This window comes from Ulvibacter sp. 2305UL32-6 (assembly GCF_058148545.1).
In genome coordinates this window covers 313,509-339,647 of record NZ_JBYVKA010000001.1, presented here as the reverse complement: position 1 = coordinate 339,647, position 26,139 = coordinate 313,509, and the positions used below count along the sequence as shown (strand labels likewise).

Annotated in this window: 25 protein-coding genes; 18 read left to right on the top strand and 7 right to left on the bottom strand. The window is 39.2% G+C overall.

The genetic code is table 11. The annotated features are described in order from the left end of the window. The first annotated feature begins 110 nt into the window (after positions 1-110). The 10 genes from ACY2RU_RS01665 to ACY2RU_RS01620 all read left to right on the top strand — a co-directional run bounded on the left by ACY2RU_RS01665 (position 111) and on the right by ACY2RU_RS01620 (position 13,617). Positions 111-1,463, top strand: coding sequence for a Na(+)-translocating NADH-quinone reductase subunit A (locus ACY2RU_RS01665; protein WP_490136665.1), 1,353 nt, complete (start codon positions 111-113; stop codon positions 1,461-1,463). A gap of 4 nt (positions 1,464-1,467) precedes the next feature. Then, positions 1,468-2,679: an NADH:ubiquinone reductase (Na(+)-transporting) subunit B gene (locus tag ACY2RU_RS01660; RefSeq protein WP_490136664.1), complete on the top strand. Its 1,212-nt coding sequence runs from the start codon at positions 1,468-1,470 to the stop codon at positions 2,677-2,679. 3 nt (positions 2,680-2,682) lie between these two features. Next, the gene (locus tag ACY2RU_RS01655; protein WP_490136663.1) at positions 2,683-3,432 is read left to right on the top strand and encodes a Na(+)-translocating NADH-quinone reductase subunit C; all 750 of its coding nucleotides are present in this window, start codon (positions 2,683-2,685) and stop codon (positions 3,430-3,432) included. Between the two features lie 3 nt (positions 3,433-3,435). Then, positions 3,436-4,083, top strand: coding sequence for an NADH:ubiquinone reductase (Na(+)-transporting) subunit D (locus tag ACY2RU_RS01650; protein WP_490136662.1), 648 nt, complete (start codon positions 3,436-3,438; stop codon positions 4,081-4,083). Positions 4,084-4,159: 76 nt separating this feature from the next. Further along, complete coding sequence (nqrE, locus tag ACY2RU_RS01645) at positions 4,160-4,924, top strand: NADH:ubiquinone reductase (Na(+)-transporting) subunit E (protein WP_490136661.1); 765 nt, start codon at positions 4,160-4,162, stop codon at positions 4,922-4,924. Position 4,925: 1 nt separating this feature from the next. Continuing rightward, positions 4,926-6,236: an NADH:ubiquinone reductase (Na(+)-transporting) subunit F gene (gene nqrF, locus ACY2RU_RS01640; RefSeq protein WP_490136660.1), complete on the top strand. Its 1,311-nt coding sequence runs from the start codon at positions 4,926-4,928 to the stop codon at positions 6,234-6,236. A 163-nt stretch (positions 6,237-6,399) separates the two neighbouring features. Continuing rightward, positions 6,400-11,244, top strand: a complete 4,845-nt coding sequence (locus tag ACY2RU_RS01635; RefSeq protein ID WP_490136659.1) for a DUF8693 domain-containing protein — start codon at positions 6,400-6,402, stop codon at positions 11,242-11,244. Positions 11,245-11,358: 114 nt separating this feature from the next. Beyond that, positions 11,359-12,225 carry a DUF4846 domain-containing protein gene (locus ACY2RU_RS01630; RefSeq protein ID WP_490136658.1) on the top strand — a complete coding sequence of 289 codons (867 nt, stop codon included), beginning with the start codon at positions 11,359-11,361 and terminating at the stop codon, positions 12,223-12,225. Between the two features lie 2 nt (positions 12,226-12,227). After that, complete coding sequence (locus ACY2RU_RS01625) at positions 12,228-12,590, top strand: DUF8840 domain-containing protein (RefSeq protein WP_490136657.1); 363 nt, start codon at positions 12,228-12,230, stop codon at positions 12,588-12,590. A 7-nt stretch (positions 12,591-12,597) separates the two neighbouring features. Then, complete coding sequence (locus ACY2RU_RS01620; RefSeq protein WP_490136656.1) at positions 12,598-13,617, top strand: FAD:protein FMN transferase; 1,020 nt, start codon at positions 12,598-12,600, stop codon at positions 13,615-13,617. Here ACY2RU_RS01620 and ACY2RU_RS01615 read toward each other — a convergent pair. The 6 genes from ACY2RU_RS01615 to ACY2RU_RS01590 all read right to left on the bottom strand — a co-directional run bounded on the left by ACY2RU_RS01615 (position 13,604) and on the right by ACY2RU_RS01590 (position 18,834). Beyond that, positions 13,604-14,380 carry a class I SAM-dependent methyltransferase gene (locus ACY2RU_RS01615; protein WP_490136655.1) on the bottom strand — a complete coding sequence of 259 codons (777 nt, stop codon included), beginning with the start codon at positions 14,378-14,380 and terminating at the stop codon, positions 13,604-13,606. The two genes, ACY2RU_RS01620 and ACY2RU_RS01615, sit on opposite strands and share 14 nt — an antisense overlap. Before the next feature lie 42 nt (positions 14,381-14,422). Next, complete coding sequence (gene map, locus ACY2RU_RS01610; protein WP_490136654.1) at positions 14,423-15,241, bottom strand: type I methionyl aminopeptidase; 819 nt, start codon at positions 15,239-15,241, stop codon at positions 14,423-14,425. 9 nt (positions 15,242-15,250) lie between these two features. Then, on the bottom strand, positions 15,251-15,649 hold the full coding sequence (locus tag ACY2RU_RS01605; protein WP_490136653.1) for a BT0820 family HAD-type phosphatase: 399 nt from the start codon (positions 15,647-15,649) through the stop codon (positions 15,251-15,253). A gap of 58 nt (positions 15,650-15,707) precedes the next feature. Further along, positions 15,708-17,222, bottom strand: a complete 1,515-nt coding sequence (gene gpmI, locus ACY2RU_RS01600; RefSeq protein ID WP_490136652.1) for a 2,3-bisphosphoglycerate-independent phosphoglycerate mutase — start codon at positions 17,220-17,222, stop codon at positions 15,708-15,710. A gap of 68 nt (positions 17,223-17,290) precedes the next feature. Further along, entirely contained in the window at positions 17,291-18,052 is a 762-nt protein-coding gene (locus tag ACY2RU_RS01595; RefSeq protein WP_490136651.1) for a M48 family metalloprotease, read from the bottom strand. Between the two features lie 38 nt (positions 18,053-18,090). Next, positions 18,091-18,834 (bottom strand): M15 family metallopeptidase, encoded by a 744-nt coding sequence (locus tag ACY2RU_RS01590; protein ID WP_490136650.1) that lies wholly within the window; start codon positions 18,832-18,834, stop codon positions 18,091-18,093. Positions 18,835-18,878: 44 nt separating this feature from the next. Between ACY2RU_RS01590 and ACY2RU_RS01585 the strand changes: the two genes are divergently transcribed. Next, positions 18,879-19,313: a GNAT family N-acetyltransferase gene (locus ACY2RU_RS01585; protein WP_490136649.1), complete on the top strand. Its 435-nt coding sequence runs from the start codon at positions 18,879-18,881 to the stop codon at positions 19,311-19,313. Here the strand turns inward: ACY2RU_RS01585 and pepE are convergent. After that, positions 19,310-20,017 (bottom strand): dipeptidase PepE, encoded by a 708-nt coding sequence (pepE, locus tag ACY2RU_RS01580; RefSeq protein WP_490136648.1) that lies wholly within the window; start codon positions 20,015-20,017, stop codon positions 19,310-19,312. The genes ACY2RU_RS01585 and pepE overlap by 4 nt on opposite strands. 69 nt (positions 20,018-20,086) lie before the next feature. Between pepE and ACY2RU_RS01575 the strand changes: the two genes are divergently transcribed. From ACY2RU_RS01575 to ACY2RU_RS01545, 7 genes are all read left to right on the top strand, one after another. Continuing rightward, positions 20,087-20,554 carry a hypothetical protein gene (locus tag ACY2RU_RS01575; protein WP_490136647.1) on the top strand — a complete coding sequence of 156 codons (468 nt, stop codon included), beginning with the start codon at positions 20,087-20,089 and terminating at the stop codon, positions 20,552-20,554. A gap of 121 nt (positions 20,555-20,675) precedes the next feature. Further along, positions 20,676-21,494 (top strand): carboxypeptidase-like regulatory domain-containing protein, encoded by an 819-nt coding sequence (locus tag ACY2RU_RS01570; protein WP_490136646.1) that lies wholly within the window; start codon positions 20,676-20,678, stop codon positions 21,492-21,494. Continuing rightward, positions 21,487-22,266, top strand: a complete 780-nt coding sequence (locus ACY2RU_RS01565) for a carboxypeptidase-like regulatory domain-containing protein (protein WP_490136645.1) — start codon at positions 21,487-21,489, stop codon at positions 22,264-22,266. The genes ACY2RU_RS01570 and ACY2RU_RS01565 overlap by 8 nt, the downstream gene beginning before the upstream one ends. A gap of 53 nt (positions 22,267-22,319) precedes the next feature. Further along, complete coding sequence (locus ACY2RU_RS01560; protein ID WP_490136644.1) at positions 22,320-22,820, top strand: DUF6702 family protein; 501 nt, start codon at positions 22,320-22,322, stop codon at positions 22,818-22,820. Between the two features lie 62 nt (positions 22,821-22,882). Further along, on the top strand, positions 22,883-25,186 hold the full coding sequence (locus tag ACY2RU_RS01555) for a M1 family metallopeptidase (RefSeq protein ID WP_490136643.1): 2,304 nt from the start codon (positions 22,883-22,885) through the stop codon (positions 25,184-25,186). Positions 25,187-25,276: 90 nt separating this feature from the next. Beyond that, positions 25,277-25,564, top strand: a complete 288-nt coding sequence (locus tag ACY2RU_RS01550) for a Sec-independent protein translocase subunit TatA/TatB (RefSeq protein WP_490136642.1) — start codon at positions 25,277-25,279, stop codon at positions 25,562-25,564. After that, positions 25,565-26,119 carry a phosphatase PAP2 family protein gene (locus ACY2RU_RS01545; protein ID WP_490136641.1) on the top strand — a complete coding sequence of 185 codons (555 nt, stop codon included), beginning with the start codon at positions 25,565-25,567 and terminating at the stop codon, positions 26,117-26,119. Positions 26,120-26,139 lie beyond the last annotated feature (20 nt).

Here is a 26,139-nt window from a genome sequence, read left to right as displayed (position 1 = left end):
TTTTCAAATAAAAAGGAAAGATTAATTGTGGGATGCTTTTGTATTTTATAAATTTGCACACCCTAAATTATACGCTTAGGGATAAAAGGCAATTTTAACACAACTATCCTATGTCCAAAGACATTAAGATTAAAAAAGGTCTTACCATTCGTTTAAAAGGCGAAGCGGATAAAACACTTTCAAACGCACCGCGCTCTCGAACCTTCGCTTTCAGACCTTCCGATTTTCACCTAATTACGCCAAAAATGGTTGTAAAAGAAGGAGAAAAAATTCAAGCAGGAGATACTATTTTTTACAGTAAAGGTAATGAGGCAATTAAGTTTGTTTCACCTGTAAGTGGAACTCTTTCGGAAATTGAACGTGGCGCAAAGCGCGTTATCACAAAGATCACAATTGAAGGCGATCAACAAGACAGCTTTAAAGATTTTGGAATAATCAATCCAGATTCGATGCGACCAGAAGACCTGAGAGCTCATTTATTAGCTTCCGGATGCTGGCCATTTATAAAGCAGCGTCCGTATGACGTTATCGCAGATCCCGATACTATGCCTAAGGCGATCTTTATTTCGGGAATCAATACTGCGCCTTTAGCAGCCGATTTAGATTTTACCTTAAAAGGGAAAGAAAAAGAATTGCAAGCTGCTTTAACAGCTTTGAGTAAGTTGACCGACGGAAGTGTTCATCTAACTATAGGTGCTGCTGGCGTGTCTCCATTTGCTCAAATGAAAGATGTTGTGATGCACACGATAAAAGGACCGCATCCGGCAGGAAATGTAGGGACACAGATCGCTAAGATCGACCCTATAAATAAAGGAGAGACTGTTTGGACGGTTGCTGCACAAGATCTAGTGATCATTGGAGAATTGTTGTTAACTGGAAAGTTTAATGCTGAACGTATTATTGCGTTGGCAGGTTCTTCCGTAAAAACACCAAAATACTACAGAACACGAATTGGAAGTGAAGTTTCTACTTTTCTTTACGATTCTGGAATGGACGAAGAAAATGTACGTGTGATTAGCGGGAATGTTTTAACGGGGAAGCAAATTTCGCCAAAACAGCATTTAGGTTATTACGATAATACGGTAACGGTAATTCCTGAAGGTGACGATTATGAGTTCTTTGGATGGAATAAACCGATCTTCAATAAAATTTCACCTTCACGTGCCTTGACCTTTTCTTGGTTATTTCCGAAGAAAGAATACGAACTAGACACAAATACAAATGGCGAACACAGAGCCTTTGTAGTGACAGGAAATTACGAAGAAGTGTTTCCACTAGATATCTATCCACTGCAAATTTTAAAAGCGTGTATGGTTCAAGATCTTGATGCTATGGAGGCACTAGGAATGTATGAAGTGGCTCCTGAAGACTTTGCACTTACCGAATTTATTTGCGTGTCTAAACAGCCGCACCAAGAGATCATACGTCAGGGTCTTGACTTAATGTATAAAGAAATAGGATAACGCTATGGGATTGAAACAAAATTTACATAAGCTAAAAGAGAAGTACAAAGGCACAAAGATGGCGCCTGCATTCAATGCATTGCATACTTTTTTGTATTTGCCTAACGAAACGACCCATTCGGGAAGTCACGTGCGTGCAGCAGATGATCTAAAGCGTACCATGAATATGGTGATCATGGCCTTAGTGCCGTGTTTGATCTTCGGAATTTTTAACGCTGGGTATCAACACAATTTACAAACTATGCCAGAAATCACTAAAGCAATGAGCTTTTTTAGTGGTGAATTCTGGAATTTAGACAATTTTAGTGTTGGTGCGTGGAAAGTGATTCCATTAGTGCTTGTTTCCTACGGAGTAGGTCTTGCGGTTGAATTTTTATTCGCTGTAATTAAAGGTCACGAAGTTGAAGAAGGTTATTTGGTTACTGGTATGTTAGTTCCTCTCATCGTGCCTGTTGATATTCCATTGTGGATGTTGAGTGTGGCTGTGATCTTTGGTGTTGTAATTGGAAAAGAAGTTTTTGGGGGTACTGGAATGAATATTTTGAATCCAGCATTGACCATTCGTGCTTTTCTCTTTTTTGCATATCCTACATGGATGAGTGGTGATAAAGTATGGGTTACGGGAGCAGTAGATACCGTTGGTCAACCAGATGCTATTACGGGAGAAACTATTTTAGGGAGTTTAGCACAAGGAAAGGGGTATATGGATCTAAGTATGATGGACCAATTTTTAGGTTTTATACCTGGTTCTGTAGGAGAGACATCTAAAATTTTAATTATTATTGGTGCCCTTATTTTGATATTCTCAAAAATAGGAAGCTGGCGTATTATCTTCAGTACGCTTGTTGGAGCATTGACAATGGGGCTAATTTTCAACGGTGTTGTTGCCGCGGAATGGATAGGTGAAAGCAGTAAATTTTACGGCTTGATGAATGTTCCTTTCTGGCAACACCTTATTATAGGTAGTATTTTGTTTGGAGCAGTTTATATGGCAACAGACCCAGTAACGGCCTCACAAACCAATAAAGGTAAATGGATCTACGGTTTCTTGATCGGGTTTATTTCCATCATGATCAGGGTGTTTAACCCGGCCTATCCTGAAGGTGTATTTTTAGCAATATTATTAATGAATGTGTTTGCTCCAACCATTGATCACTACGTGTTACAAGGGAATATTAAACGAAGAGCGAAGCGTTTAAAAGTTAAAACAGCATAAGTTATGGCGATCAATACAGATAAAAATAGTTATACGATCATCTTTGCAGTTATTATGGTCGTTGTTGTAGGCTCTTTACTTGCAGGCTTTGCGAGTGGATTGAAGCCTTTGATCACAGAGAATATGGAGGCTGAAAAGCAACAGAATATTCTCTATGCAATGAATGTGAATGACAATGAAGGGGACGGAGATGTAACCTTTATACCAACCGATAAAGTTGCCGGTGAATTTTCAAAGTATATCAAAAAACAGTATGTCATTGAAGGCGATAAGGTTACTGAAAATCCTGAGGCTTATTTAATTGATATTAAAAAAGAAGCGACCAAAGCAAAAGATCCAAAATATACAAGAAGATTACCGGTTATGGTCGGTGAAAAGGACGGTAAAGAAATTTATGTGGTGCCTGTTCGTGGAAAAGGACTTTGGGATGCCATCTGGGGCTTTGTTGCCATGGATAAAACAATGACCATTCAGGGAGTTTATTTTGACCATAAGGGGGAGACTCCTGGTTTGGGTGCTGAAATCAAGCAACGGTATTTTATGGATGATTTTACCGGGGAAAGTTTCCTTAACGGGAATACCTTTGAAGGAATCAATGTCGCTAAAGGAAATAATGATCCTTTAAACAAGGATAAAGACGATTACGAAGTTGATGCCTTAGCAGGAGCAACAATCACGGGCGATGGGGTTTCAGCAATGCTGAGAAAAGACATCAAAATGTACGTGCCTTATTTTCAATCTTTAAATAAATAAGAAATGGGATTATTATCAAAAAAAGATAGAAAACTAATATTAGATCCCCTAGCGGATGACAACCCAATTACCATTCAGGTATTAGGGATCTGTTCTGCACTGGCTATTACAGCACAGTTGAAGCCGTCTATCGTTATGGCGATTTCAGTAATCTTTGTACTGGGTATTGGTAACGTAGTGATCTCGCTAATGCGGAATATCATTCCGTCTAAGATCAGGATCATTGTACAACTTATTGTTGTTGCTACCCTTGTAATTATTGTAGATCAGGTTTTAAAGGCTTTTGCATACGAACTAAGTAAAGAACTTTCCGTATTTATTGGGCTTATCATTACCAACTGTATCATTATGGGACGCTTTGAAGCCTTTGCTTTGGGTAATGGTCCGTGGCGCTCATTCCTTGATGGAGTCGGGAACGCGTTAGGATATGGTGTGATTCTGATTATTGTAGGGTTCTTTAGAGAATTATTGGGGAGCGGAACATTATTCGGATTTAAAGTTTTAGGAGATCCTATCACAAAAACGGGATTGTATGCTATTGGATACGAAAACAACGGATTTATGGTATTACCTCCTATGGCATTGATCGTTGTAGGTATTATTATTTGGGTACAACGCTCACGTAATAAAGCATTAATAGAAGAGAATTAAAAAGCCTGCAGTTCGCAGTGACAGTGAGCCATTTTGCTCACTATTAACTGCCACTGCCAACTGAATACTAAAATATATGGAACATATAGAATTATTTTTCAAATCGATCTTTGTTGATAACATGGTATTTGCATATTTCCTCGGAATGTGTTCGTATCTAGCAGTATCAAAAAAAGTGAGTACCGCTGTTGGTCTTGGAGCAGCCGTTATCTTTGTATTGACGGTGACCGTTCCGCTTAACTGGTTTTTAGATCAGTATATTCTTCAGCCGGGCGCATTGGCATGGCTAGATGGAAATACTAAAACGCCCGAGTTAAGTGCTTATGCAGACTACGATCTTAGCTTCTTGTCATTTATCTTATTTATTGCAACCATTGCAACTATGGTACAATTGGTAGAGATCATTGTAGAAAAATTTTCACCATCCCTCTACAACTCGCTTGGTATTTTCCTTCCTTTAATTGCCGTGAACTGTGCCATCTTAGGAGGTTCATTATTTATGCAATCAAGAGAAATTGAAACAGCGCTGTTAGCGTTAAATTACGGATTCAGTTCTGGAATAGGTTGGTTTTTAGCAATCGTTGCCATTGCCGCTATTCGTGAAAAGATTCGTTATTCTAATGTGCCGGCACCTTTACGCGGATTAGGGATCACATTCATCATCACTGGTTTAATGGCCATTGGATTTATGAGTTTTGGTGGAATGCTAACAGGAGGTGATGAAGACACTTCGCTTGAAGGGAAAAATTCTGAAATCGGTTTAAGTCCTTCCGAAGCAAAAGAAAATTTAGAAGAAGCAAGTACCCAAGTGGTAGAAGTTTCAGAAATAACACAAGAATAGTATGATTTTAGCAGCAAGTACTTTAGGCGTTATCGCAGCAACCGTAGTGGCATTTTTAGTGTTGACTCTACTATTGGTAGCATTATTGTTATTTACAAAACAAAAGTTGTCTCCGTCAGGCCCCGTAACTATTACGATCAATGACGAAAAAAAGATTGAAGTTGAAAGTGGCGGTACGCTGCTGTCTACCCTTAGTAATAACAAGATCTTCTTACCGTCTGCCTGTGGTGGTGGTGGAACTTGTATCCAATGTGAGTGTCACGTTTTAGAAGGTGGTGGAGAAGCATTACCAACCGAAACACCACATTTCAGTAGAAAAGAACTAAAAGAAGGCGCGCGTTTATCTTGTCAGGTAAAGGTAAAGCAGGATATGAATATTCATATTCCTGAAGAGGTCTTCGGAATTAAGAAGTGGGATGCCGTGGTTGTTCGTAATTACAACGTAGCGTCTTTTATCAAAGAATTCGTAGTAGAAATTCCTGAAGACATGAATTACAAGGCTGGTGGATATATTCAGATTGAAATTCCACCTTGCGAAGTGAAGTTTGATGAGATGGACATTACGGCACACCCTGAAGAGCATGAAACACCAGATAAGTTTCAGGCAGAATGGGACAAGTTTGGTCTTTGGCCATTGGTAATGAAAAATAACGAAACAGTTGAAAGAGCCTACTCTATGGCGTCTTATCCAGCTGAAGGACGTGAGATCATGTTAAATGTACGTATTGCTACACCGCCATGGGATCGCGCTAAGAATCAATGGATGCAGGTGAATCCAGGAATTGCTTCTTCTTATATTTTCAACTGTAAGAAAGGTGATAAAGTTGTTATTTCTGGACCTTATGGTGAATTCTTTATTAATCCTTCGGAAGCTGAAATGCTTTATGTAGGAGGAGGAGCAGGAATGGCACCGATGCGTTCGCATTTATACCACCTCTTCAAAACTCTTAGAACAGGACGTAAAGTTACGTATTGGTATGGAGGTCGTTCAAAACGTGAATTGTTCTATCTAGATCACTTTAAGCAATTAGAAGATGAATTTCCAAACTTTAAGTTCTATTTGGCCTTATCGGAGCCTATGGAAGAGGACAATTGGAAAGTTAAAAAAGATATCCACGATGAAGCTGGTGACGGTTTTGTAGGGTTTATTCACCAAGTTGTGATCGATAACTATTTGAATCATCACGAAGCACCAGAAGATATTGAATTGTACTTCTGTGGTCCACCATTGATGAACCAAGCTGTTCAGAAAATGGGAGAAGATTTCGGTATCCCAGATGAAAACATAAGATTTGATGATTTTGGAGGATAATACATATCTGAATTAATAAAAAAAGCGCTCAATTAGAGCGCTTTTTTTTATGCATAACAAGGTGATAAAGATGCTTTTAATCTGAAATAACTTGCTTTTGAGCTAAATTGAGTTATTTTTGAGATTCTTATAAACTAACCAAAGGTTTTTAAAAGCACCTATTATGAGCATCAAGAAGCCCTTCACACGTCTACTTATTTTATGCTGTGCCGTTTTTTTATCTATTACAGCAATAGCCCAAAATAAAAACAATACCACAGCTGTTAAGCAATTGTCAAATGTTTCACCCACAACGACAAGTCCAGTATATAATGGTAAGTATGTAAAAAGTTATCAAAAGGTTATTGAGGCAACCAATACACAAGGACTCCTAGAGTTACAGCGTCAGTTTAAGGCAGCCGACTTGCTTTCTAAATCCGAAACCAGATCGTATGCCTTACTTCGGAATATTCCGGTACGCTTTGAAAAAGAGGATGGAACTTTAGTCGAATTACAGCATATTACCGCTGATGGGACACCCATATATTTTACTACATTTAATGATGATGCTGCAATTTCAACTCGGACCAATTATCTCAATACTGGAGGTGGCTTGGGCTTAGATCTCAATGGAGATGATCTTGTGGCCCACGTATGGGATGGTGGTTTGGCTAGATCAACCCATCAAGAATATGACGGTACAGGAGGAGTAAATAGATTCTCCATTGGAGATGGCACATCGGCCTTACACTATCATTCGGCACACGTAACTGGAACTATCATGGCTTCAGGTGTACAAGCTGCTGCAAAAGGGATGGCTTGGCAAGCAGATGCGGTTGGATATGATTGGAATAATGACGAATCTGAAGCCACCACAGCTGCCGCAGGAGGTATGCTTATTTCTAATCACTCATATGGGTATGCTATGCGGGATATAAATGGAAACCCTCAGTTACCAACACTTTGGTTGGGAGGGTATATTTCCGATTCTCGCAACTGGGATAATATCATGTATAACGCGCCTTACTTTTTGATGGTTGTGGCTGCAGGTAACGACGGAAATGATAACGGCGGTAATACCGATCCGCTGGATGGGCAAACGGCTTATGATAAATTATCGGGTCATGCAACCGCCAAAAACAATCTCGTAATCGCAAATGGTCAGGATGCTTCTATTAATGGCGATGGATCTTTAAATTCCGTAACTAGAAATAGTTCCAGTAGTGAAGGACCTACAGACGATTATCGTATTAAACCCGATTTGATGGGGAATGGAACAAGTCTGTATTCGACCTATGAAACATCTGATACTGCCTACAATTCTATCTCAGGAACTTCCATGGCATCTCCCAATGTGGCTGGTACCTTGTTAATTTTACAAGAACATTATAACAACTTAAACGGCTCTTTTATGAGAGCTGCTACACTCAAAGGGTTGGCATTGCACACGGCTGATGACGCGGGTGCGAGTGGGCCAGATGCACAATACGGCTGGGGATTGCTCAACGCAAAAAAAGCAGCAGAAACATTGACAACGGCAGCCGCGGCTAGTGGAAGTGCTATTGTAGATGAATTAACTTTAACAAATGGGCAAACCTATCAAATTACAGTTCAGTCAAATTCGGTAGATCCTCTAATGGCGTCAATTTCATGGACAGATCAGGGGGGAACAATACAAACAGTGACAAATGACAATTCATCACGCTTGGTAAATGATCTTGACGTTCGTGTAACGCAGGCAGCAACAACATACACACCTTGGAGATTAACAGGTGTTACAACAAACGGGACTGGTGATAACGATGTTGATCCTTTTGAGCGAATTGACGTTAGTGGTGCTTCCGGAATGTACACCATAACCGTAACACATAAAGGAACTTTATCCAGTCCACAGAATTTTACATTGATCACAACAGGAATCGTTACGGCTCTAACGCCAGAAATTTCATTTGCTCAAACAACCATGACGCAATTGGAAAATTCAGACTGTAGTTTTACTGATATATCTGTGCCTGTAAATATTGCACAGATTCCATCTCAAGATGCTGAGGTAACTTTTTCTGTAGCAGGAGGAACAGCGACAAACGGTATCGATTTCTCGATATTGGCACCAACTGTAACTTTTCCTACAACAGGTACCGATTCACAAAATTTAATCATTAGAATGTATCATGATGATTTTGTGGAAGGTGATGAAACCTTAATTGTAGATTTTACTGTAAACAATAATGGTGGTGATGCAACGGCTAATACTAATGCTGACAGCCTAACGCTGACAATCAATGATGACGATTTTGGCCCTACAGCCTTAACAACATATACACTCTTTTCTGAAGATTTTGAAGATATTACAGGATGGATCAATACAGAAAGTACTGTAGATAATGAGCTGTGGCTTTATATTACTGGTCTTGGCGGTGTAGGAGATTTTGTGGGTCGAGGTATAGGTTCTGTAACAAACGATGCTGCCATTGGTGGTCTTGGTACCTTATACGATCCAGAAAACTATCTTATTAGTGAAGCGATTACTATTCCCGACAATGCAACAAATACTGCTTTCACATATTCAGTATATGGTGCTTCGTCATCATTAGAGTATTATACCTTACGATGGACAGAAGATATAAGTTCCTTCGCCGCTATAGACGCAGGACAATTAATTGAAGAACGTTTTGCAACTGCGAGTACAGCAGACACAAGAACTGTTAATTTAACTGATATTGAAGGGCAAACAGGATATTTTGTTATGATACATGACAATCCTGTGGCACCAAGTTCATCACATGGCTTACTCGTTATTGATACGGTCAACATTGATGTAACGATTGAAACAGCCGTACAAACTGCTGTTAATTCGGGAACAACAAATGATTCAGTGAATATAAACGGAACAGGCTCAGCTTATGAATATGATTCAGGCGGAGATATTATGTCTCTTATAGTTAATAACGATAGTTTCGATTATGGTTGTACTGATGTTAGCCTATCAAGAGCGGGGGTTACTGCACAATCATACAATGGTAGTAGCTTACCGGATCTGGTGATGGATAAAACTTTCACTCTTGCTCCAGCCAATACAAATGGCGCGGGTGATGTGACACTTACGTTTTACTTTTCTGAAGATGAAATCGATGGTTGGGAAACCACTACGGGTTTATTACGCGGAGACCTGGTAGCTGGAAGAGGCAATGCTTCAAGTGTTTCTGAAGTTGCTAATCTTACTATTGGAGCTTTCGGAGATAATATCACCCTTACAGGTAACTTTACAGGCCTCGACGGTACCTTCTATTTTGGAAATGCCGATTCTTTTATATTGCCTTGTTCAGGTCCATTAAAAACATGGGTTGCTGGAGCGTGGAGTCCTTTAGGAACGCCAACAGCAGCAAATAATGTAGTGATTTCAGACACCTATAGTACAATAACAAATGGAAACATTGATGCATGTGCATTAACGGTGAGTGACGGAGTTACTTTAACCATTGATGCTAATACATATGCCAAACTAGATGGTAACATTAGCGTAAATGGTACAGGGTCTCTAATTGTAAAACACACTGGTAGTATAGTTCAGGTAGATCCTATCGCTACAGTTACAAAAGATCCAACAGCAACAATTAATGTTGAAATAACCACACCAGTATTGAGCAATCGTGACTTTATGGTCATGGGTAGCCCTATGGATGCAGAAACCAGAAACGGAGTCTTTACTGATGCGTTCTTAGTGCTCAATAATACGCCTGCCAATTTTTATCCCTTAGCGGGAGTGCCTTCAGGAGGTACAAATTTTGTAGATGATAAGAATACAAATGGAAAATGGCTTGCTGTGTATAATAGTACTATTAACGTTGGTGAGGGATATATCGTTCGTCCACAAACAGCTTATAATGATCCAGCGGTTACTTCATATGATATGACCTATGCTTTAGGTACCCTAAATAATGGTGATATTACGATGCCGTTAGGCTATAATGGTCCAGTGAATAATCCTACCGGGACACCTCATTTAATGGCAAATCCATATGCTTCTCCTATCAGTGCTCAATCGCTAATCAATAACAATGCACTAATAAATGAGGTTTATTTTTGGGAACATCTCACCCCTCCAAGTCCAAGTCTTCCGGGGTCAAATGCCATGAATTTTGATATGGATGATTTATCTATTTACAACGGATCGATGGGAATTCCTGCCCCAAATGACCCAGGTATCAGTACAACTCCAAATGGTGTAATATCTACTGGACAAGGATTTGCTATAAAATCTCAAGGAATAGGTACACTGACCTTTGAAAATAATATGCGTCTTACAAGTGGTAATACAACCCTTCGAAATGTAAATGAAGAAACTGAAATTGATAGGTTAACACTGGAAGTGCGTAACACTGAATATGGTGTTGGAAGTTATACAGGAATTGCTTTTAATGCACAGGCAACAGAAGGTTTTGATGATCGTTTAGATACACAAAGATTAGCCAGTATTGTTTCAATTTTCTCTCATCTTCAAGATGGCTCCCAACAATTAGGTATACAAACAATGCCAGCCTTCGAAAATAATGTGAAAATTCCATTAGGCTTTACTACTCAAGTACCAGCAGAACTTGAATATGTTATTTCTATTGCGAAACGCGAAGGAACTGAACTTGAAACGACCAACATTTATTTGATAGATAATCTTTTAGGTACGATCACTAATCTAACAGAAACAGATTATAGCTTTAAGAGTAACAAACAAACCTATGAAGGACGATTCGCCCTACAATTTGAAGCCGAAGTTCTGGGTGTTCAAGATGTATTTGCGAGTAGTGTTTCCTTCTATCCAAATCCAACTGAAAGTATCTTAAATATTACTTCCTTGACAGCTGGCATCGATAAAGTTATTATACATGATATCGCAGGAAGAAAGATCAGTGAATTAGCTTATTCCGCAAAAAAGAATATTTCGGTGGATCTCTCTCAACTAGATGCAGCTGTTTATTTTGTAACTGTAAATACAGAAGGTGGTGCTGTCACCAAAAGAATAGTAAGAAAGTAAATAAGAAGTAGAAAATTTAGTTAATAAGTTGTAAAGCCGTCCGTATTTATAATCGGACGGCTTTTTCATTGAGTATTTGCAAAATAAAATGACGCTTTTTCTGTTACAATAAAGATGAAAAGAGCACTGCTCATAATTGTTTTGTTAGCTGTTGTTGGTTATTTTTTCTTTACTAAGAAGGGGAAAGTATCCAAAAATGTAGCATTGAGCTACGTGATGCCCGTTAATAATATTAATAAAGAGGGTACAATCATATCAGATCGTGTAAAACTCCCCGAGGGCTTTTCACGCGTTTTGTATGCCGAAGGTTCTTTTGAACAATATATTCAGAATTACAAACTGAAAGATTTTGATGCCCAGATCATTAATTACGACGGAAACCCATACATTTATCAGGGCGGTCATGTTGGTATTCTAGAGGTTCCCGTCCCGTCAAATGGTCTTCAGCAATGCGCAGATGCACTCATTCGTTTACGAGCCGAATACCTTTGGGAGAGAAACCGAAAGGATGAAATTGGCTTTAAATTCACTTCAGGGCACTATTGTTCTTGGTCAAAATACGCCGAAGGTTATCGACCAAAGGTAAGTGGAAGTAAAGTGTCCTTCCATAAAACTGCTTCCGTAGATGCTTCCGAAGCAAATTTTTATAAATATCTCAATCTGATCTATATGTACTCAGGCACGCAGTCTCTCTACGATGAACTTCCTAAGGTAAAGCATATAGAAGATGTGCAAGTTGGTGATATGCTAATTTATCCTGGAAGTCCGGGTCATGTTGTAATGATCGCCGATCTTGCAACCAATGCGGCTGGCGAAAAATTGTTTATTTTAGCGCAGGGAAACACACCAGCACAAAGTGTTCATGTGTTAAAAAACTTAAATGCTTCAGATATCAACCCATGGTACTCGTTAAAAATGGGAGCGTATCTTGAAATTCCCACCTATTATTTTAACAAGACACAATTCGTTCGATTTAAATAAAAATGAGTCAAGAACTAAGCCTGCAGGAACTCCATAATCTCGCCATGAATATCGTAGGAAAAGATATGGAGGCACAAGGATTTGAATTTTTAGGAGTCAATTCTAAATTAAAAAAGGATCCGCAATTCGTCGGACTTAAAAATAAGGATCTACATTTTGTGATTGTACGTGCCATTCGCTATCCGCAGGATGCCAACGCCTATGACCCAGTCTTTATGCAAACTATTAAGGCACACGCCGAAAGTTTTGAAGCCAAAACATATTATGCAGGTGTTGGTTTAGGGCATGGAAGTGATTATGCAAAACCGGTTATAAAAGGAGAAGACTATACTATGGTGTATAACGGATTGCAAGAAATTGAATAAGACATTTATGAAGCGTCCACTACCTTTTGGCTTAGTTGTAATTATTTCGTTACTGCTTTTTTCCTGTGAAAATGAGCAAGAAGCACCTAAGATCATTCAAGGCAATGCCTTCGGAACCACCTACGGAATTCAATATTTTTCTAACAAGGGATTTGATATTGAAAAAGGGATCGATTCGGTGATCAATGCCGTAAATAGATCAGTGAGTACTTACATGCCCGAAAGTGATATTTCAAAGATCAATCGGGGTGATAGCACGGTAATAGTTGACGCTATTTTTAAAGAGGTCTTTCGAATTTCAGAAATAGTCCATACCAATTCTAATGGTTATTTTGATCCAACTGTTGGTGTACTTCGGAATGCATACGGCTTCGGTGATACTAAGGCATTAAACGAAATAGACGCCCAAACACTCGATAGTTTGATGCCGTTAGTCGGTTTTCGAAAGGTCACTATTACAGCCAACAATACCGTAAAAAAGGAGCACCCAAATACATATATCGACTTTAATGCGGTTGCAAAAGGTTACGGAATTGACTGCATTGGCAATTATCTAAATTCGCAAGGAGTTCATGATTATTTGATTGAATTAGGTGGAGAGATCTTGGCAAAGGGTACTAATAAGGCCAAACATAAATCATGGGCTGTAGGGATTGAAGCCTTAGATTCGGATGTAGATCACCGTAATGCCTCCGTGATCATTCGTTTAAAAAACAAGGCAATGGCAGGTTCTGGTAACTATCGAAAATTTCGTGTCGATTCTGTTTCAGGAAAAAAGTATGTACATACTATTAATCCTTTAACAGGTTCTGCCGAAGAAAGTAACGTTACCAGCGCAACAGTTGTTGCAAATACTTGCGGACTTGCAGATGCTTACGCAACGGCGTGCATGGCAATTGGTTTTGAAAAAGCTAAAGAGATGATCTCAAAGATCGATGATGTTGAGGTTTATCTTACCTATAACGATACTTTAAATGAATCAAAAGTATATATGTCTAAAGGATTTGAGCTGCTTATTCAGCAGTAGGTTTTGTGCAAACAGGCAATAATTCTCCTTTTGCTAATCGGTATTTGTTTATAGTCTCTTCGGAAAGTCTTGTCGTATAGTCTACTGCTTCTACTTCAAAACCAACTTGTCTAAGTGTGTCAAAATAATCCATGCCGTAGACACGTACATGGTCATATTGCCCAAAGATTCTCGCGCGCTCCTTGGCATCCGTAATACTATCATCTTCAAACGTTATCTTTCGATCGGCTTCATAGGGAACTTGTAAAATAGCTGTTCCGCCAGGCGCTAAAACGCGATAGAGTTCCTTCATTGCCTTATGATCATCAGGAATATGTTCCAAAACATGATTACAAATGATAAAGTCGTAACTATTATCTTCAAACGGAAGCTCACAGATATCTGCTTTTACGTCGGCAATAGGCGAATTGAGGTCGGTTGTTGTGTATTGTAAGTTTTTTAATTTCCGGAAACGTTTAAGAAAGGCTTGTTCTGGTGCAAAATGTAGTACGCGTAATGGAGCTGAAAAAAAATCTGTTTCCGAAGTCAAATACAGCCAAAATAAACGATGACGCTCTAAAGAAAGTGTGCCTGGAGCCAATACATTCTCACGTACCGTTTCATAGCCGTAGGGTAAAAATTTCCGAAAAGATTTCCCATCAATAGGGTCGGTATATTTTTCGCCACGCAAAAAAAAAGCAACTATGGGTCGTACCACGTAACTCAACCGAATGAGTATGGGTCTTGGGATAAGATTTAGGAAAAATTTAAAGATCTTTTGCATTGGTGCTTAGGCCTGACCTTTTGCTAGATGTTTTTTTGATGATTAAAGTACCAGTGCTCTTTCTCTAAAAGCGTCTTCTTCGTCGCTTTCAATGCCGAGGGCTTGATAGATATATCCAAAAGTAGACAACAATTCAGGTTTTCCATTCACAAGTGCCACATCATGCTCAAAATGAGCACTAGGCTTTCGGTCGGCGGTTAAAATAGTCCAACCGTCTTTTAATTGTTCAATTCGGCGAGTCCCTAAGTTAATCATGGGTTCGATTGCCACAGTTGTGCCTTCCACAAATTTCTTTCCGCGACCACGTCTGCCATAATTTGGCATTTCAGGATCTTCGTGCATTTTTGTGCCTATTCCATGGCCTACCAATTCACGTACAACACCATAACCATGTGCTTCACAATACTGCTGTATAGCAAAACCTACATCACCTGTTCTGTTGCCAATTTTAAAGGCTTTAATGCCTTCATATAGTGATTCTTTGGTGATCTTTAATAATTTTTCAGTCTCTGGATCAATTTCACCAACAGCAAAAGTATAGGCGTGATCACCATAAAAACCATGTTTGATCGCCCCGCAATCAATAGAAATTATATCACCTTCTTCTAAAGGGGTATTGTTTGGAATGCCGTGTACTACCTGAGCATTCGGACTCATACATAGCGTATTTGGAAAGTCGTATAAACCTAAAAAACCCGGTATTGCACCATGATCACGAATGCACTCTTCAGCGATCGCATCAAGTTGTAAGGTGGTAACTCCCGGTTTTACTTCGGCAGCTAGCACACCAAGGGTTTTAGATACCACAAGAGCGGCTTCGCGCATTAATTCTATTTCTTCACGTGTTTTGGGTATGATCATAGCAATGTTTTAAAAAGGAAACCATCCTTTTTTACGTTTTGGTGGCTCGGGTACATTTTCGCCAATCAAGTCTTGATAAATGAGGCCCCAACTACGAAGCCCTCCTGCATTTCTATCGTCAATAAATAGGTCGGCGTTTATTTTCCGACTGTATTTTTGGTCGAATTCTTCCTCTGGAAAACTTTTATTAACAGCGTAGAATACGAGTCCGTGTTCCTCGCAAAAAGCAACAGCTTCGTCTAGCGCTTTTCCATAGCGATAGGTCCAAAGCACTAAGCGGTGACCGCGTTCCTGCAGCTTTTTTAACGTATCAAAAGCGAATAGGATAGGTTTTCCAATTTGTGGATAAGCGTCTTCAACAATGGTTCCGTCGAAATCGACAGCAATGGTAATAGTATCAGTGATCATTTGGCTTAAAAAAGGCAAAATTACAAAGAAATCTGTCTAATTCTATGTTTTTATACTGTTAAATAAGTGACTCGCGGCTCATTGCTGCTGGTTTTTGGATCCCCATAAGGTGTAAGATCGTTGGGGCGATATCACCTAAAATTCCAGATTTGACTGCTTTAATGTCTGGATCCACTACGATGAGAGGAACCGGATTCGTGGTATGCGAAGTATTTGGTGAACCATCAGGATTTTTCATGGTTTCACTGTTTCCGTGGTCAGCAATGACCAAAGTAGTATAACCGTGTGCTAATGCAGCGCCTACAATATCTCTGGAACATTGATCTACCGTTTCACAGGCTTTTATAGCTGCTTCAAAAACGCCAGTATGTCCAACCATGTCAGGGTTGGCAAGATTTAAACAGATAAAATCGGCCGATTCTGCATTGAGTTCAGGGATGATCTTATCGCGAATATCAAACGCACTCATTTCGGGTTGTAGGTCGTAAGTGGTCACCTTGGGAGATGGACAAAGAAGTCGGGTTTCTCCTTCAAACGGTTTTTCTCTTCCGCCGTTAAAAAAGAAGGTAACGTGAGGGTATTTCTCGGTTTCCGCAATACGGATCTGTTTTTTATGGTTTCGTTCCAGAACTTCACCCAAAGTATCGGTAATATTATCTTTATTATAAACAACGCGTACTCCTTTATAAGAATCGTCGTAATTGGTGAGCGTTACATAATAGAGTGGAAGCGGTTTCATTCCGTAAGCATCAAAGCTTTCTTGGGTAAGTGCCCTTGTAAGTTGCCTTCCACGATCGGTTCTAAAGTTAAAAAAGATCACTACGTCGTCGGGTTCAATGGTTGCGACCGGTTTTTGATTTTCGGTCATAACGATGGGTTCTAAAAACTCATCCGTAATGCCAGCGCGATAACTTGCCTCGATGCTTTCAACTGCGTTTTGAGATGCCGTTCCTTTTCCGAAGACCAAGAGATCATAGGTTTTTTTTACGCGTTCCCAGCGCTGATCACGATCCATAGCATAATAGCGTCCAATGATTGAAGCCAATTTTCCACCTGTTTTTTTCAAATGCTCTTCTAATGCGGAAATGTGCTTTGCACCAGATTTAGGGTCCACATCCCGACCGTCGGTAAAAGCATGAACAAAAACATTGTTTACGTTTGCTTCCGAAGCAGCCGTTAATAATCCCTTTAAATGATCAATATGAGAATGCACTCCACCGTCTGAAACCAAGCCTAAGAAATGTACCTTTTTGTTGTGTTCCTTTGCATACTGAAAGGCACTTTTCAACACAGGTTCGTTATGTAAGGTATTATTCTGAATAGCAAGATTGATCTTGGCCAGATCTTGGTAAACGATACGGCCAGCACCTAGGTTCATATGGCCAACTTCGCTATTACCCATTTGCCCTTCTGGTAGGCCAACGTACATGCCGTCGGTTCGCAGTTGTGAATGAGCATACCTGTCATACAATGAATCTATAAAAGGGGTTTTGGCTTGCGCAATAGCAGAAACAGCAGGGTCTTGTGTAATTCCCCAACCGTCTAAAATAAGGAGTAGGACTTTTTTATTCATAAGACAAAGGTAATGAGAAGCCCTTCAGAAATCAACAAAACAGCGATAGAAAGACACTAAGATGTTGGTTATCCGCCATATTTGATGATAGCCTCTCTAATCTTTTCCATTCGGTTGTCGGGATCTGGATGTGTGCTTTGAAACTCGGGTACCCGACTCGGACCAGCAGCGGCTTTTAATATTTCCATAACGTCGATCATTTGATACGGGTCATAGCCAGCTTTGATCATAAAGCGTACACCAAGATCATCGCTCTCCAGTTCGTCACCGCGACCATTACCCAATAGTACGTTTTGACCAATACCAGCAACTAATCCGCCAGCATCGGCACCCACCGAAGCTCCTTGAGAGATCGTCTGCCAAAATTCACCTTCAGCGATACGTTCTGCCGAATGACGTCCCAATACATGGCCAATTTCATGTCCGAGTACGCCTGCAAGTTGATCTTCGTTTTCTAAGCGAGAATACAGCGCGTAGGTTATAAATATTTGTCCGCCAGGTAATGCAAAGGCGTTGATGGTTTCTGGATCAGCCAACAAATGGAAGTCGTATTGATAGGGTGAATTGGCTGCCATACTTGCATTGACCAATTTTTCTCCAACCATGTCAACATAGCTTTGCGCTCGCTGATCTTGATGGAGGCCGCCGTATTCTTGAGCCATTTGAGGCGCACTTTGTAAACCAATGGCTATTTCCTGTTCAGGATCCATTGATATCACTTGGGAGGTACCTGTATATGGGTTTTCTTGTGTATTGGCGCATTTCTTAAAAAGGGCAAAAACTACAATGATAGCCCCGATAGCAAGTCTTATTTTCCAACTATTTCTCATGGTGTGGGTTTTGTGATAGCCTAAATTTACGAAATGCCTTAAAGTAAATCTGGATTTATATCTAAAATATTTTCGGATCGATACTTCTCAATAAAGGCATCTGTAAAGTGCTCGGCGCCTTTTATCTTTTCTTCCAATAAAATTTGTTTCAGATCAAGTTTCCTATACGATTCGAGCATGGGTTTTGAAACAGGCGCATAACTAAAATGCCAAGGTTCATATTTAAAGCCTTTTCTATTTATATCGTCTGTGTACACTTCGTAAAAACCGAAGCTGTTAGAATGCTTGTTTAGCCATTCCTTTAATTGGCAAAACGGACCATCACCATGAAACAGAGCAGGCTGTAAGACACTTTTTGGTCTTGGCTTCGCATTTCCATCTATGATGTCAATGTCTGTACCCCAGTGATGACGGGAGGTTCCGGGTATAGTGGAGTATTCTATAATTTTTTCAATCGCTTGAGTAGGAGTGAGCCCTTCCGACGTAAAACGGGTGTATTTGCCTTCATAGATCTCTTTTTGTCTTTGAAAACTTCGGTAGGCAGAAACCAATTCGATCTTGATGTTTTCTTTGGCGGCGGCGGCTTGCATCTTGGCAAACGCAGCGGCGGCGTCCTTGTGCATGGTTGTGGTATATGTGCGCTCTAACAGATCTGGATTTCCCTTACCAATAAGTTGACTTCTCGTAAAGGTTTGTTGTGCTTCGGAAAAAGACAGCTGCGGAAAAATACTTACGCCCAATCCTGCAATTCCCGCCAATTTTATAAATTCTTTTCTTTGCATGTTTTATCTTAGTGACAAAGTTAATCCTTAAAAATAGCTATATTTTGAATCATAATACTGTACGTTTCGAGATTATTCCTTCCGAAGATATTTTGATTATTGCTCCTTTGCTTCTTGTATTAGGTTCCGAAAACACTTCCGAAGAAACCATTAAGGAACGGCTCCTTGAAATGGCCCAACAAAGTTACGAATGTATTGGTATTTACGATGGGGAACATCTAATCGGCACTTGTGGTATGTGGTTTCAAACTCGACATTATGCAGGAAAAAGCTGTGAAGTAGACCATGTGATCATCTTAGAAAGTCATCGAAATAGAGGGATAGGTAAAAAACTAATGGCCTTTGTTTATAATTATACTTCAAAAAAAGGTTGTAATTGGGTAGAGCTTAATACGTATGTGCATAATTTTCCTTCACATAAATTTTACTACAACGAAGGTTTTGTAGCCAAGGGGTATCACTTCGTAAAAACGCTTTAAAATAGTTTTTCAAGCGCTGTTTCTGATGCAACTTCACGCGCATTTTTTTCTTGTTCAAAAATACGTGCAGACCGTGTTCCTTTCAATACAATCTTTTCTCCAATAACACGAAGCCAACTACCTTCTCTTAACCCAACCACTGGAATGGTATTTTGCGTGTGAAATTCTTTGATACGCGTTTCGCGAGTTTCACCCATGTGTTCACTATTCTCTACAGGATCTAGATAATGTGGATTTAAATTAAAAGGAATCACACCTAGCGTTTTAAACGAAGGCGGATATACAATGGGCATATCGTTGGTGGTCTGCATGGTGGGGCCGCAAATATTGCTTCCCGCGCTGGTTCCGAGGTAAGGTGTGCCAGATAAAAGTACTTCTCGGAGCGTCTGCATCTGGTTGTTTTGATGGAGTTGGGCAACAAGTACAAACGTATTTCCGCCTCCTGTAAAAATACCTTGCGCACTACGAATAGCTGCTTCAGGATCTTTAAAAGTATGTAATCCAACCAGTTTTTTGTTTATTTTCTGAAAAGCGTCAGAAGCTCTTTTTGTGTAGTCGTCATGTGAAATTCCACCCGGACGTGCGTAAGGTATAAAGAGAATTTCTTCGGAATTTTGATAGAGATCTACCAACGATTCAATAAGGTAATCGAGGTATTTGCCACCAAAAATGGTAGATGTACTTGCAACAATTAGATTTTTCATGCGTCTTAAAAGTGAATGTAGGCAAATATTTGAAAATTACTTCTAATAATAATCAATAAACAAAATATTATGAAAATTACACTGCTTATTTTAATTACAATAGTTTCCTTGTATGGTTGTTCTAGCGACGATTGTGGAGAATGCGATACTGGAGCAATACCCTTTTACTTTGAAATCGTAGACAAAGCAAGCGGTGAGAACTTGTTTACAAACGGAACCTACAACTCGAAGGAAATCACGGTAGTTAATACACTTAACGTCACAAATAATATCTCGTTTAAGACTACAAATATCCAATTTCAATTTATCGATAGTGATGATGCCAATATTCTAGCTATAGCCGGAATTGGATTAGAGACCGAAATTGTTAATATGCGAGTTAGTGTTTCGGGAGAGCCTATTTTTGACTTTTATGTTGATGTAGAAAGAAAACAAGGATCATGCTGTAAATTTAATACTTATAACGTGGTTGAAGTTAGAGAATCTGACTCTGAATACGATTCTGAACTTCATAGATATACGGTTTTTGTGGACTAAAAATTGTAGCCGTACTTGCAACAATTAGATTTTTCATGCGTCTTTTTCTTGAAATTCTAAATGTATAGAATGACTTCGGAATGATTTCGATTTCATCAAAAACAATACGTATCTTTAAGTCATGAACTCGAAATATCTATTTCTAATATTGCTGCTATTACCTTTTTTAGGTAATGCACAAGATGATGTAGAACGTATTGAAGTAAACGGGACGATAACGGCTCCAGTTAATGAAGATGTTGAGGGAATTACCATTTATAACAAGTCATCTTATAAAGGTGCTGTAACAGATGCTAAGGGTGCATTTACTATCGAAGTAGCCGAGAATGATAGAGTGCTTATTACAGCAATGCAATATCAAACGTTTACGGTAATTATCGATAAGGGGGTCATTGATAACAGAAGCATGAACGTATATCTCAACCCTGTCGTTTATAAATTAGATGAAGTTATTGTTCGTCCGTATGATCTTTCAGGTAATATTCAAGCCGATGTTGCTTCTATAGAAACCAATGTGGTGACACCGCAATGGGACATGTCTTATGAAACCATGGAATTTGAATATGAATTTTCAGATGATCAGTATACTTCAATTCGAGGAAATAAAGCAGAAGAAGCCTTTTACAACGGACAAAAACCAAATGATCAAGCGAGTATAATTGGTATAATTGGCATGTTCTTTCCAAAGAAAACATCCTTGACTTTAGGTCGGGAGTACACCGAGATGGCAATGGTCCGCGGAGGATTAAAACAACGCTTTCCGAAGCAATATGTCTTAGAGACCTTTGGTATTCCCGAAGATGAATATGGCAGATTTATCTATTTTGCTGAAGATGCTGGAATTCCTCAGTCTATGCTAAAGGAAGAAAATACAATGGATCTGCTCGCCTTTTTATTTGAGCAAAGCGAACTTTACAAGGCGCAGCGTGAAGATGACTAAAGAATGGCTCTTTGTGGTGTGTTTGTTGTTTTGTGCTATTTCTATTGCACAACAAATTGACCTTAAAGGAAAGATCACCAACAGCAGTGAAGTTGAAGGAATACATATCTTAAATACCAGTTCACATTTTAATGCGGTGACCAATGAAACCGGTCACTTTTCAATCCGGGCGCAATTGCATGATACTTTATTGATTTCTTCGGTGCGGTATGTAGCAGATAAACTGGTAATTTCTGAGGAGATCTTTCAAAATAAAACAGTTGTAATTACTTTGAATACCATGGTGAATGAGTTGGATGAGGTGGTCTTAGGGCCTAATCTTTCAGGAAACTTGGCTACAGATCTTAAAAATATTAAAACGGAAGAATCTATTAATTTTGATGATGTAGGAATTCCTGGGTTTCAAGGAAAACCCGAAGAGAAGATCGTTCCAGTAGTTGTTGCATTTTTCCCGACCAATGTGAACTTGGAGGCAGTCTATAAATACCTTTCCGGCTATTATAAAAAGTTAAAGATCCAACGAAAATGGGAAAAACAAAATATGACGGCAGCACTAATGATTCAGTATTATTCACCAAGCTTTTTTGAAGAAGCTTATTCCATACCTGAAAATCGGCTTTATGATTTTTTACTCTTCTGTATAGAAACCACCGAGATTCAGCAAGATTTTTTAAATGAAAATTACGCAAATGTACTTTCGGCATTTAAGCTAAAAAGTGCTGAATATGTTGATCGCCTAATAAAAGAGGAGCAAACCAACAAAAAGGAATAATTATTGCTCAGAAAATAATACATTCGCGTAATATCGCAGGAATTACCCCTACTATGAAATTATATAAATTACTGTTTTTATTGATGCTATTCCCTCTGATAGCGGCAAATTCTAACCATAAGTTCTATGTGAGTACTACCAATATTGAGTTTGTTCCTAAAAGTGAATCGGTACAAATTATCAGTAAGATCTTTATTGATGATATTGAAAAGGCACTTCGGAAGCGTTCTGGAAAAGAAGTTTCTCTGGCAACAAAAAAAGAAACTGAAGCCGACAGAGAATTGTTGAAAAACTACATAATGCAGAAATTCAGCATATCGATCAACGGCGAGGATTCTAAGTATCAATATCTCGGAATAGATTATGAAACCGATATTGTGAAGTGCTACCTTGAAATTACGGGTGTTTCAGAATTTAAAACGATCGAAGTTGATAACAAAATTCTCTTCGATATGTTCGATGAACAAAAAAATATAATACATGTCAAAACCCCTGAGAGTAGGAAGAGTATGGTTTTGAATATTGATAATCCTAAAGGATTGTTAAACTTTTAAAGGTTGTCATATAAACTAAAGCGATAACCTTACTTTTAGAAATTAATTTTAACCAAAGTACCATGAAGCTAATTAAATGCCTTTCCCTTGTTGCTCTTTTTCTCTTTGCAGGAATTGCTCAAGCGCAAGAAGAAACTACACCTGAGCGTAAGCCTGGGCATACCAATAATAACAGATTTAAGCAATTGTACGAGGAGTTTTCTACTCCAAATACGTACCGTAGCGCTAATGGAGCTCCAGGTCCAGATTATTATCAGCAACAAGCTGATTATGTAATGGATATTGAACTGGACGATAAGAATGCACGTATCTACGGAAAAGAAACAATTACGTATACAAACAATTCACCAGACGCCCTAGAATATCTTTGGGTACAGTTAGATCAAAATGTACGGGCGCAAACTTCAAAATCTAAACTAATTGAACCTAGTGGAGCTGCACCTGCCGAAATGGCCGGAACTTTTGTAAGTCAATATATGGGTGCTGGATTTGACGGCGGTTTTAAAATTGATTTTGTAAAAAATGAAAAAGGAGTTAATCTTCCTTACACTATCAACCAGACGATGATGCGGGTAGATATGCCACAACATCTACAGCCTGGAGATAAATTCGTTTTCTCGATCAAATGGTGGTACAATATTCCAGAGCATACTATTGACAGAGCGCGTAGTGGTTATGAAACGTTTGATGATGGAAACCGCGGTTATGTGATCGCTCAGTTTTATCCAAGAATGGCCGTTTATAACGACGTTGAAGGTTGGCAGAATAGTCAGTTTTTTGGTCGTGATGAATTTGCTCTTCCCTTCGGAAATTTTGATGTGAACATTACTGTTCCTGCAGATCACACCATGGATGCAACAGGGAAGCTGTTAAATCGTAAGGAGATCTTTTCAAAAGATATGATGAAGCGTTACGAACAGGCCAAAAAGTCATATGACAAGCCTGTGATCATTGTAACGCAAGCAGAAGCAGAAGCTGCTTCAAAAGGTTTTTCAACAGAGAAAAAAACATGGAAATTTAGAGCAGAAAATGTACGTGATTACGGATTCGCCACTTCAAGACGATATATTTGGGATATGATGGCGGTTAAGATCGGCGGAAAAGATGTGATGGCTGTTTCGGTATATCCCCCAGAAGGAAATCCATTATGGGAAGATTACTCAACCCTTGCTGTTGCAGCTACTTTGAAGTCGTACTCGAGAATGACTTTCGATTATCCGTACCACAAGGCAATTTCAGTACATGCTAAAAATCAAGGGATGGAATATCCAATGATTTGTTGGAATTACGGTCGTCCAGATAAAGACGGTACATACAGTGAACGTACTAAATATGGTATGATCAGTGTAATCATTCACGAAGTTGGGCACAACTACTTCCCAATGATTGTAAATAGTGATGAGCGCCAATGGACATGGATGGACGAAGGTTTAAATACTTTTGTGCAATATGTAGCCGAACAAGATTTTGGTGAGTGGTATCCAGAAGCAATTGCTCCCAATAAAGCATACCCATCACGTCGTGGCCCTGCAAATAAAATTGTTGATTATATGGCAGGTGACCAGGATCAAATGGCTCCTATTATGACCAAGGGACTGAACACATATAGCTTCGGAAATAATGCCTACGGAAAACCAGCGACAGGATTGAATATTTTGCGTGAAACCATTATGGGACGTGAGTTATTCGACTATTCTTTTAGAACCTATGCACAGCGTTGGATGTTCAAACACCCAACTCCTGAAGATTTCTTTAGAACAATGGAAGACGCTTCGGCAGTAGATCTAGACTGGTTCTGGAGAGCTTGGTTCTACAGCACTGAATACACCGATATTGGCGTTCAGGATGTTAAAAAATTCTACGTGACTTCTAAAATGAACAAGGAAGTGCGTGAAATGATGGAAGCTAGAGGAATGAAAGCAGAAGACCTTCCGCCATTAGTATACCTTGTTGAAGAGGGAAGTGAAGATTTTGAAGAGAGCATGCGTACTTCAACTTTAGATGATGTTACTACACTAAATGAGTATATCATGGATAATGTTCCTGCTTCAGAAAGAGCGAACATGAAAAAGCCGAAGTTCTTCTACGAAGTAACTTTTGAAAAGCCAGGAGGTATTCCAATGCCAATTATTGCTGAGTATACCTATTCAGATGGTACCACAGAGCGTATCACATATCCAGCGCAAATTTGGAGAAAGAACGACAAATCAGTTGGAAAAGTGATTGCTTCAGAAAAAGAAATTACAAAGATCGTTGTTGATCCAGATGAAGAAACAGCCGATATAGATACTGAAAATAATACCTGGCCAAAACGCAAAAAGTTGGGTGAGTTTAACAACTTTAAAAATAAAGTAAAGGGAGAATAATAATTCTACCTCAAATTTTTCGCAAAACCCTTCCGTTATCTTGGAAGGGTTTTTTGCTTGTTGAAATCTTATTAATTGTATCTTTGCCCTATGAATTTGATCGCAATTCCTCTTTTTATTAGCGGTGCTGAGATTGCCTTTATTCTCTTTATCGTTTTGTTGGTTTTTGGAGCCGACAAAGTCCCTGAAATCGCACGCGGACTCGGGAAAGGTATGCGACAAATTAAAGACGCTACCAATGATATTAAGTCTGAGATCACCAAAAGCGCCGAGAAACAAGGTCTTGATATTGACATTACTAAAGACGTTCGAAAAGAGATCGACAAGGTGAAAGAAGACGTTGAAGAAATCACCGGACCCATCAAAAGACGCTTCTAGATGCTGGAAACCCTGAAACAATGGGACAGAGAGCTTTTCATTTACTTGAATAATTTAGGTATTGAGAAATACGATTCTTTTTGGCTCTTTGTAACTCAAATTGAAAGCTGGATCCCACTCTTTGTTTTTTTTATTGTGCTTATTTTTTATTTCTACGGAACTAAAAAAGGCCTGCTGGTTTTCTTTTTAACTCTGCTTACCTTTACCTTAACCATCACCATTACAAACCTTACCAAAGAGTATGTAGCACGGATTCGCCCCAATAATGTGGAAGTTCTTTCAGAATTCATTAGAACATTACAAACACCAAATAACTTTAGTTTTTTCTCAGGACATGCATCCTCTAGTTTTGCCATCACCACCTTTGTAGTGCTTTCACTTCGACAGTTTAACAAATGGATTGTCTTGGCGTATCTCTGGCCGATTTTGTTTGTATTAAGCCGCATCTTTGTGGGTGTTCATTACCCAAGTGATCTCTTTGTAGGTGCCTTGGTGGGGACGAGCATCGCTTTAGGGATGCATTGGGTTTCCAAAAAAGCTCTTAAACGTATTTAAAATTTTACTATCTTGATTGT

Bases quoted from the DNA above. Each gene is read 5' to 3' on its own strand.
- ACY2RU_RS01665 (WP_490136665.1), top strand. From the start codon at position 111: ATGTCCAAAGACATTAAGATTAAAAAAGGTCTTACCATTCGTTTAAAA.
- ACY2RU_RS01660 (WP_490136664.1), top strand. From the start codon at position 1,468: ATGGGATTGAAACAAAATTTACATAAGCTAAAAGAGAAGTACAAAGGC.
- ACY2RU_RS01655 (WP_490136663.1), top strand. From the start codon at position 2,683: ATGGCGATCAATACAGATAAAAATAGTTATACGATCATCTTTGCAGTT.
- ACY2RU_RS01650 (WP_490136662.1), top strand. From the start codon at position 3,436: ATGGGATTATTATCAAAAAAAGATAGAAAACTAATATTAGATCCCCTA.
- nqrE (WP_490136661.1), top strand. From the start codon at position 4,160: ATGGAACATATAGAATTATTTTTCAAATCGATCTTTGTTGATAACATG.
- nqrF (WP_490136660.1), top strand. From the start codon at position 4,926: ATGATTTTAGCAGCAAGTACTTTAGGCGTTATCGCAGCAACCGTAGTG.
- ACY2RU_RS01635 (WP_490136659.1), top strand. From the start codon at position 6,400: ATGAGCATCAAGAAGCCCTTCACACGTCTACTTATTTTATGCTGTGCC.
- ACY2RU_RS01630 (WP_490136658.1), top strand. From the start codon at position 11,359: ATGAAAAGAGCACTGCTCATAATTGTTTTGTTAGCTGTTGTTGGTTAT.
- ACY2RU_RS01625 (WP_490136657.1), top strand. From the start codon at position 12,228: ATGAGTCAAGAACTAAGCCTGCAGGAACTCCATAATCTCGCCATGAAT.
- ACY2RU_RS01620 (WP_490136656.1), top strand. From the start codon at position 12,598: ATGAAGCGTCCACTACCTTTTGGCTTAGTTGTAATTATTTCGTTACTG.
- ACY2RU_RS01615 (WP_490136655.1), bottom strand. From the start codon at position 14,380: ATGCAAAAGATCTTTAAATTTTTCCTAAATCTTATCCCAAGACCCATA.
- map (WP_490136654.1), bottom strand. From the start codon at position 15,241: ATGATCATACCCAAAACACGTGAAGAAATAGAATTAATGCGCGAAGCC.
- ACY2RU_RS01605 (WP_490136653.1), bottom strand. From the start codon at position 15,649: ATGATCACTGATACTATTACCATTGCTGTCGATTTCGACGGAACCATT.
- gpmI (WP_490136652.1), bottom strand. From the start codon at position 17,222: ATGAATAAAAAAGTCCTACTCCTTATTTTAGACGGTTGGGGAATTACA.
- ACY2RU_RS01595 (WP_490136651.1), bottom strand. From the start codon at position 18,052: ATGAGAAATAGTTGGAAAATAAGACTTGCTATCGGGGCTATCATTGTA.
- ACY2RU_RS01590 (WP_490136650.1), bottom strand. From the start codon at position 18,834: ATGCAAAGAAAAGAATTTATAAAATTGGCGGGAATTGCAGGATTGGGC.
- pepE (WP_490136648.1), bottom strand. From the start codon at position 20,017: ATGAAAAATCTAATTGTTGCAAGTACATCTACCATTTTTGGTGGCAAA.
- ACY2RU_RS01575 (WP_490136647.1), top strand. From the start codon at position 20,087: ATGAAAATTACACTGCTTATTTTAATTACAATAGTTTCCTTGTATGGT.
- ACY2RU_RS01570 (WP_490136646.1), top strand. From the start codon at position 20,676: ATGAACTCGAAATATCTATTTCTAATATTGCTGCTATTACCTTTTTTA.
- ACY2RU_RS01565 (WP_490136645.1), top strand. From the start codon at position 21,487: ATGACTAAAGAATGGCTCTTTGTGGTGTGTTTGTTGTTTTGTGCTATT.
- ACY2RU_RS01560 (WP_490136644.1), top strand. From the start codon at position 22,320: ATGAAATTATATAAATTACTGTTTTTATTGATGCTATTCCCTCTGATA.
- ACY2RU_RS01555 (WP_490136643.1), top strand. From the start codon at position 22,883: ATGAAGCTAATTAAATGCCTTTCCCTTGTTGCTCTTTTTCTCTTTGCA.
- ACY2RU_RS01550 (WP_490136642.1), top strand. From the start codon at position 25,277: ATGAATTTGATCGCAATTCCTCTTTTTATTAGCGGTGCTGAGATTGCC.
- ACY2RU_RS01545 (WP_490136641.1), top strand. From the start codon at position 25,565: ATGCTGGAAACCCTGAAACAATGGGACAGAGAGCTTTTCATTTACTTG.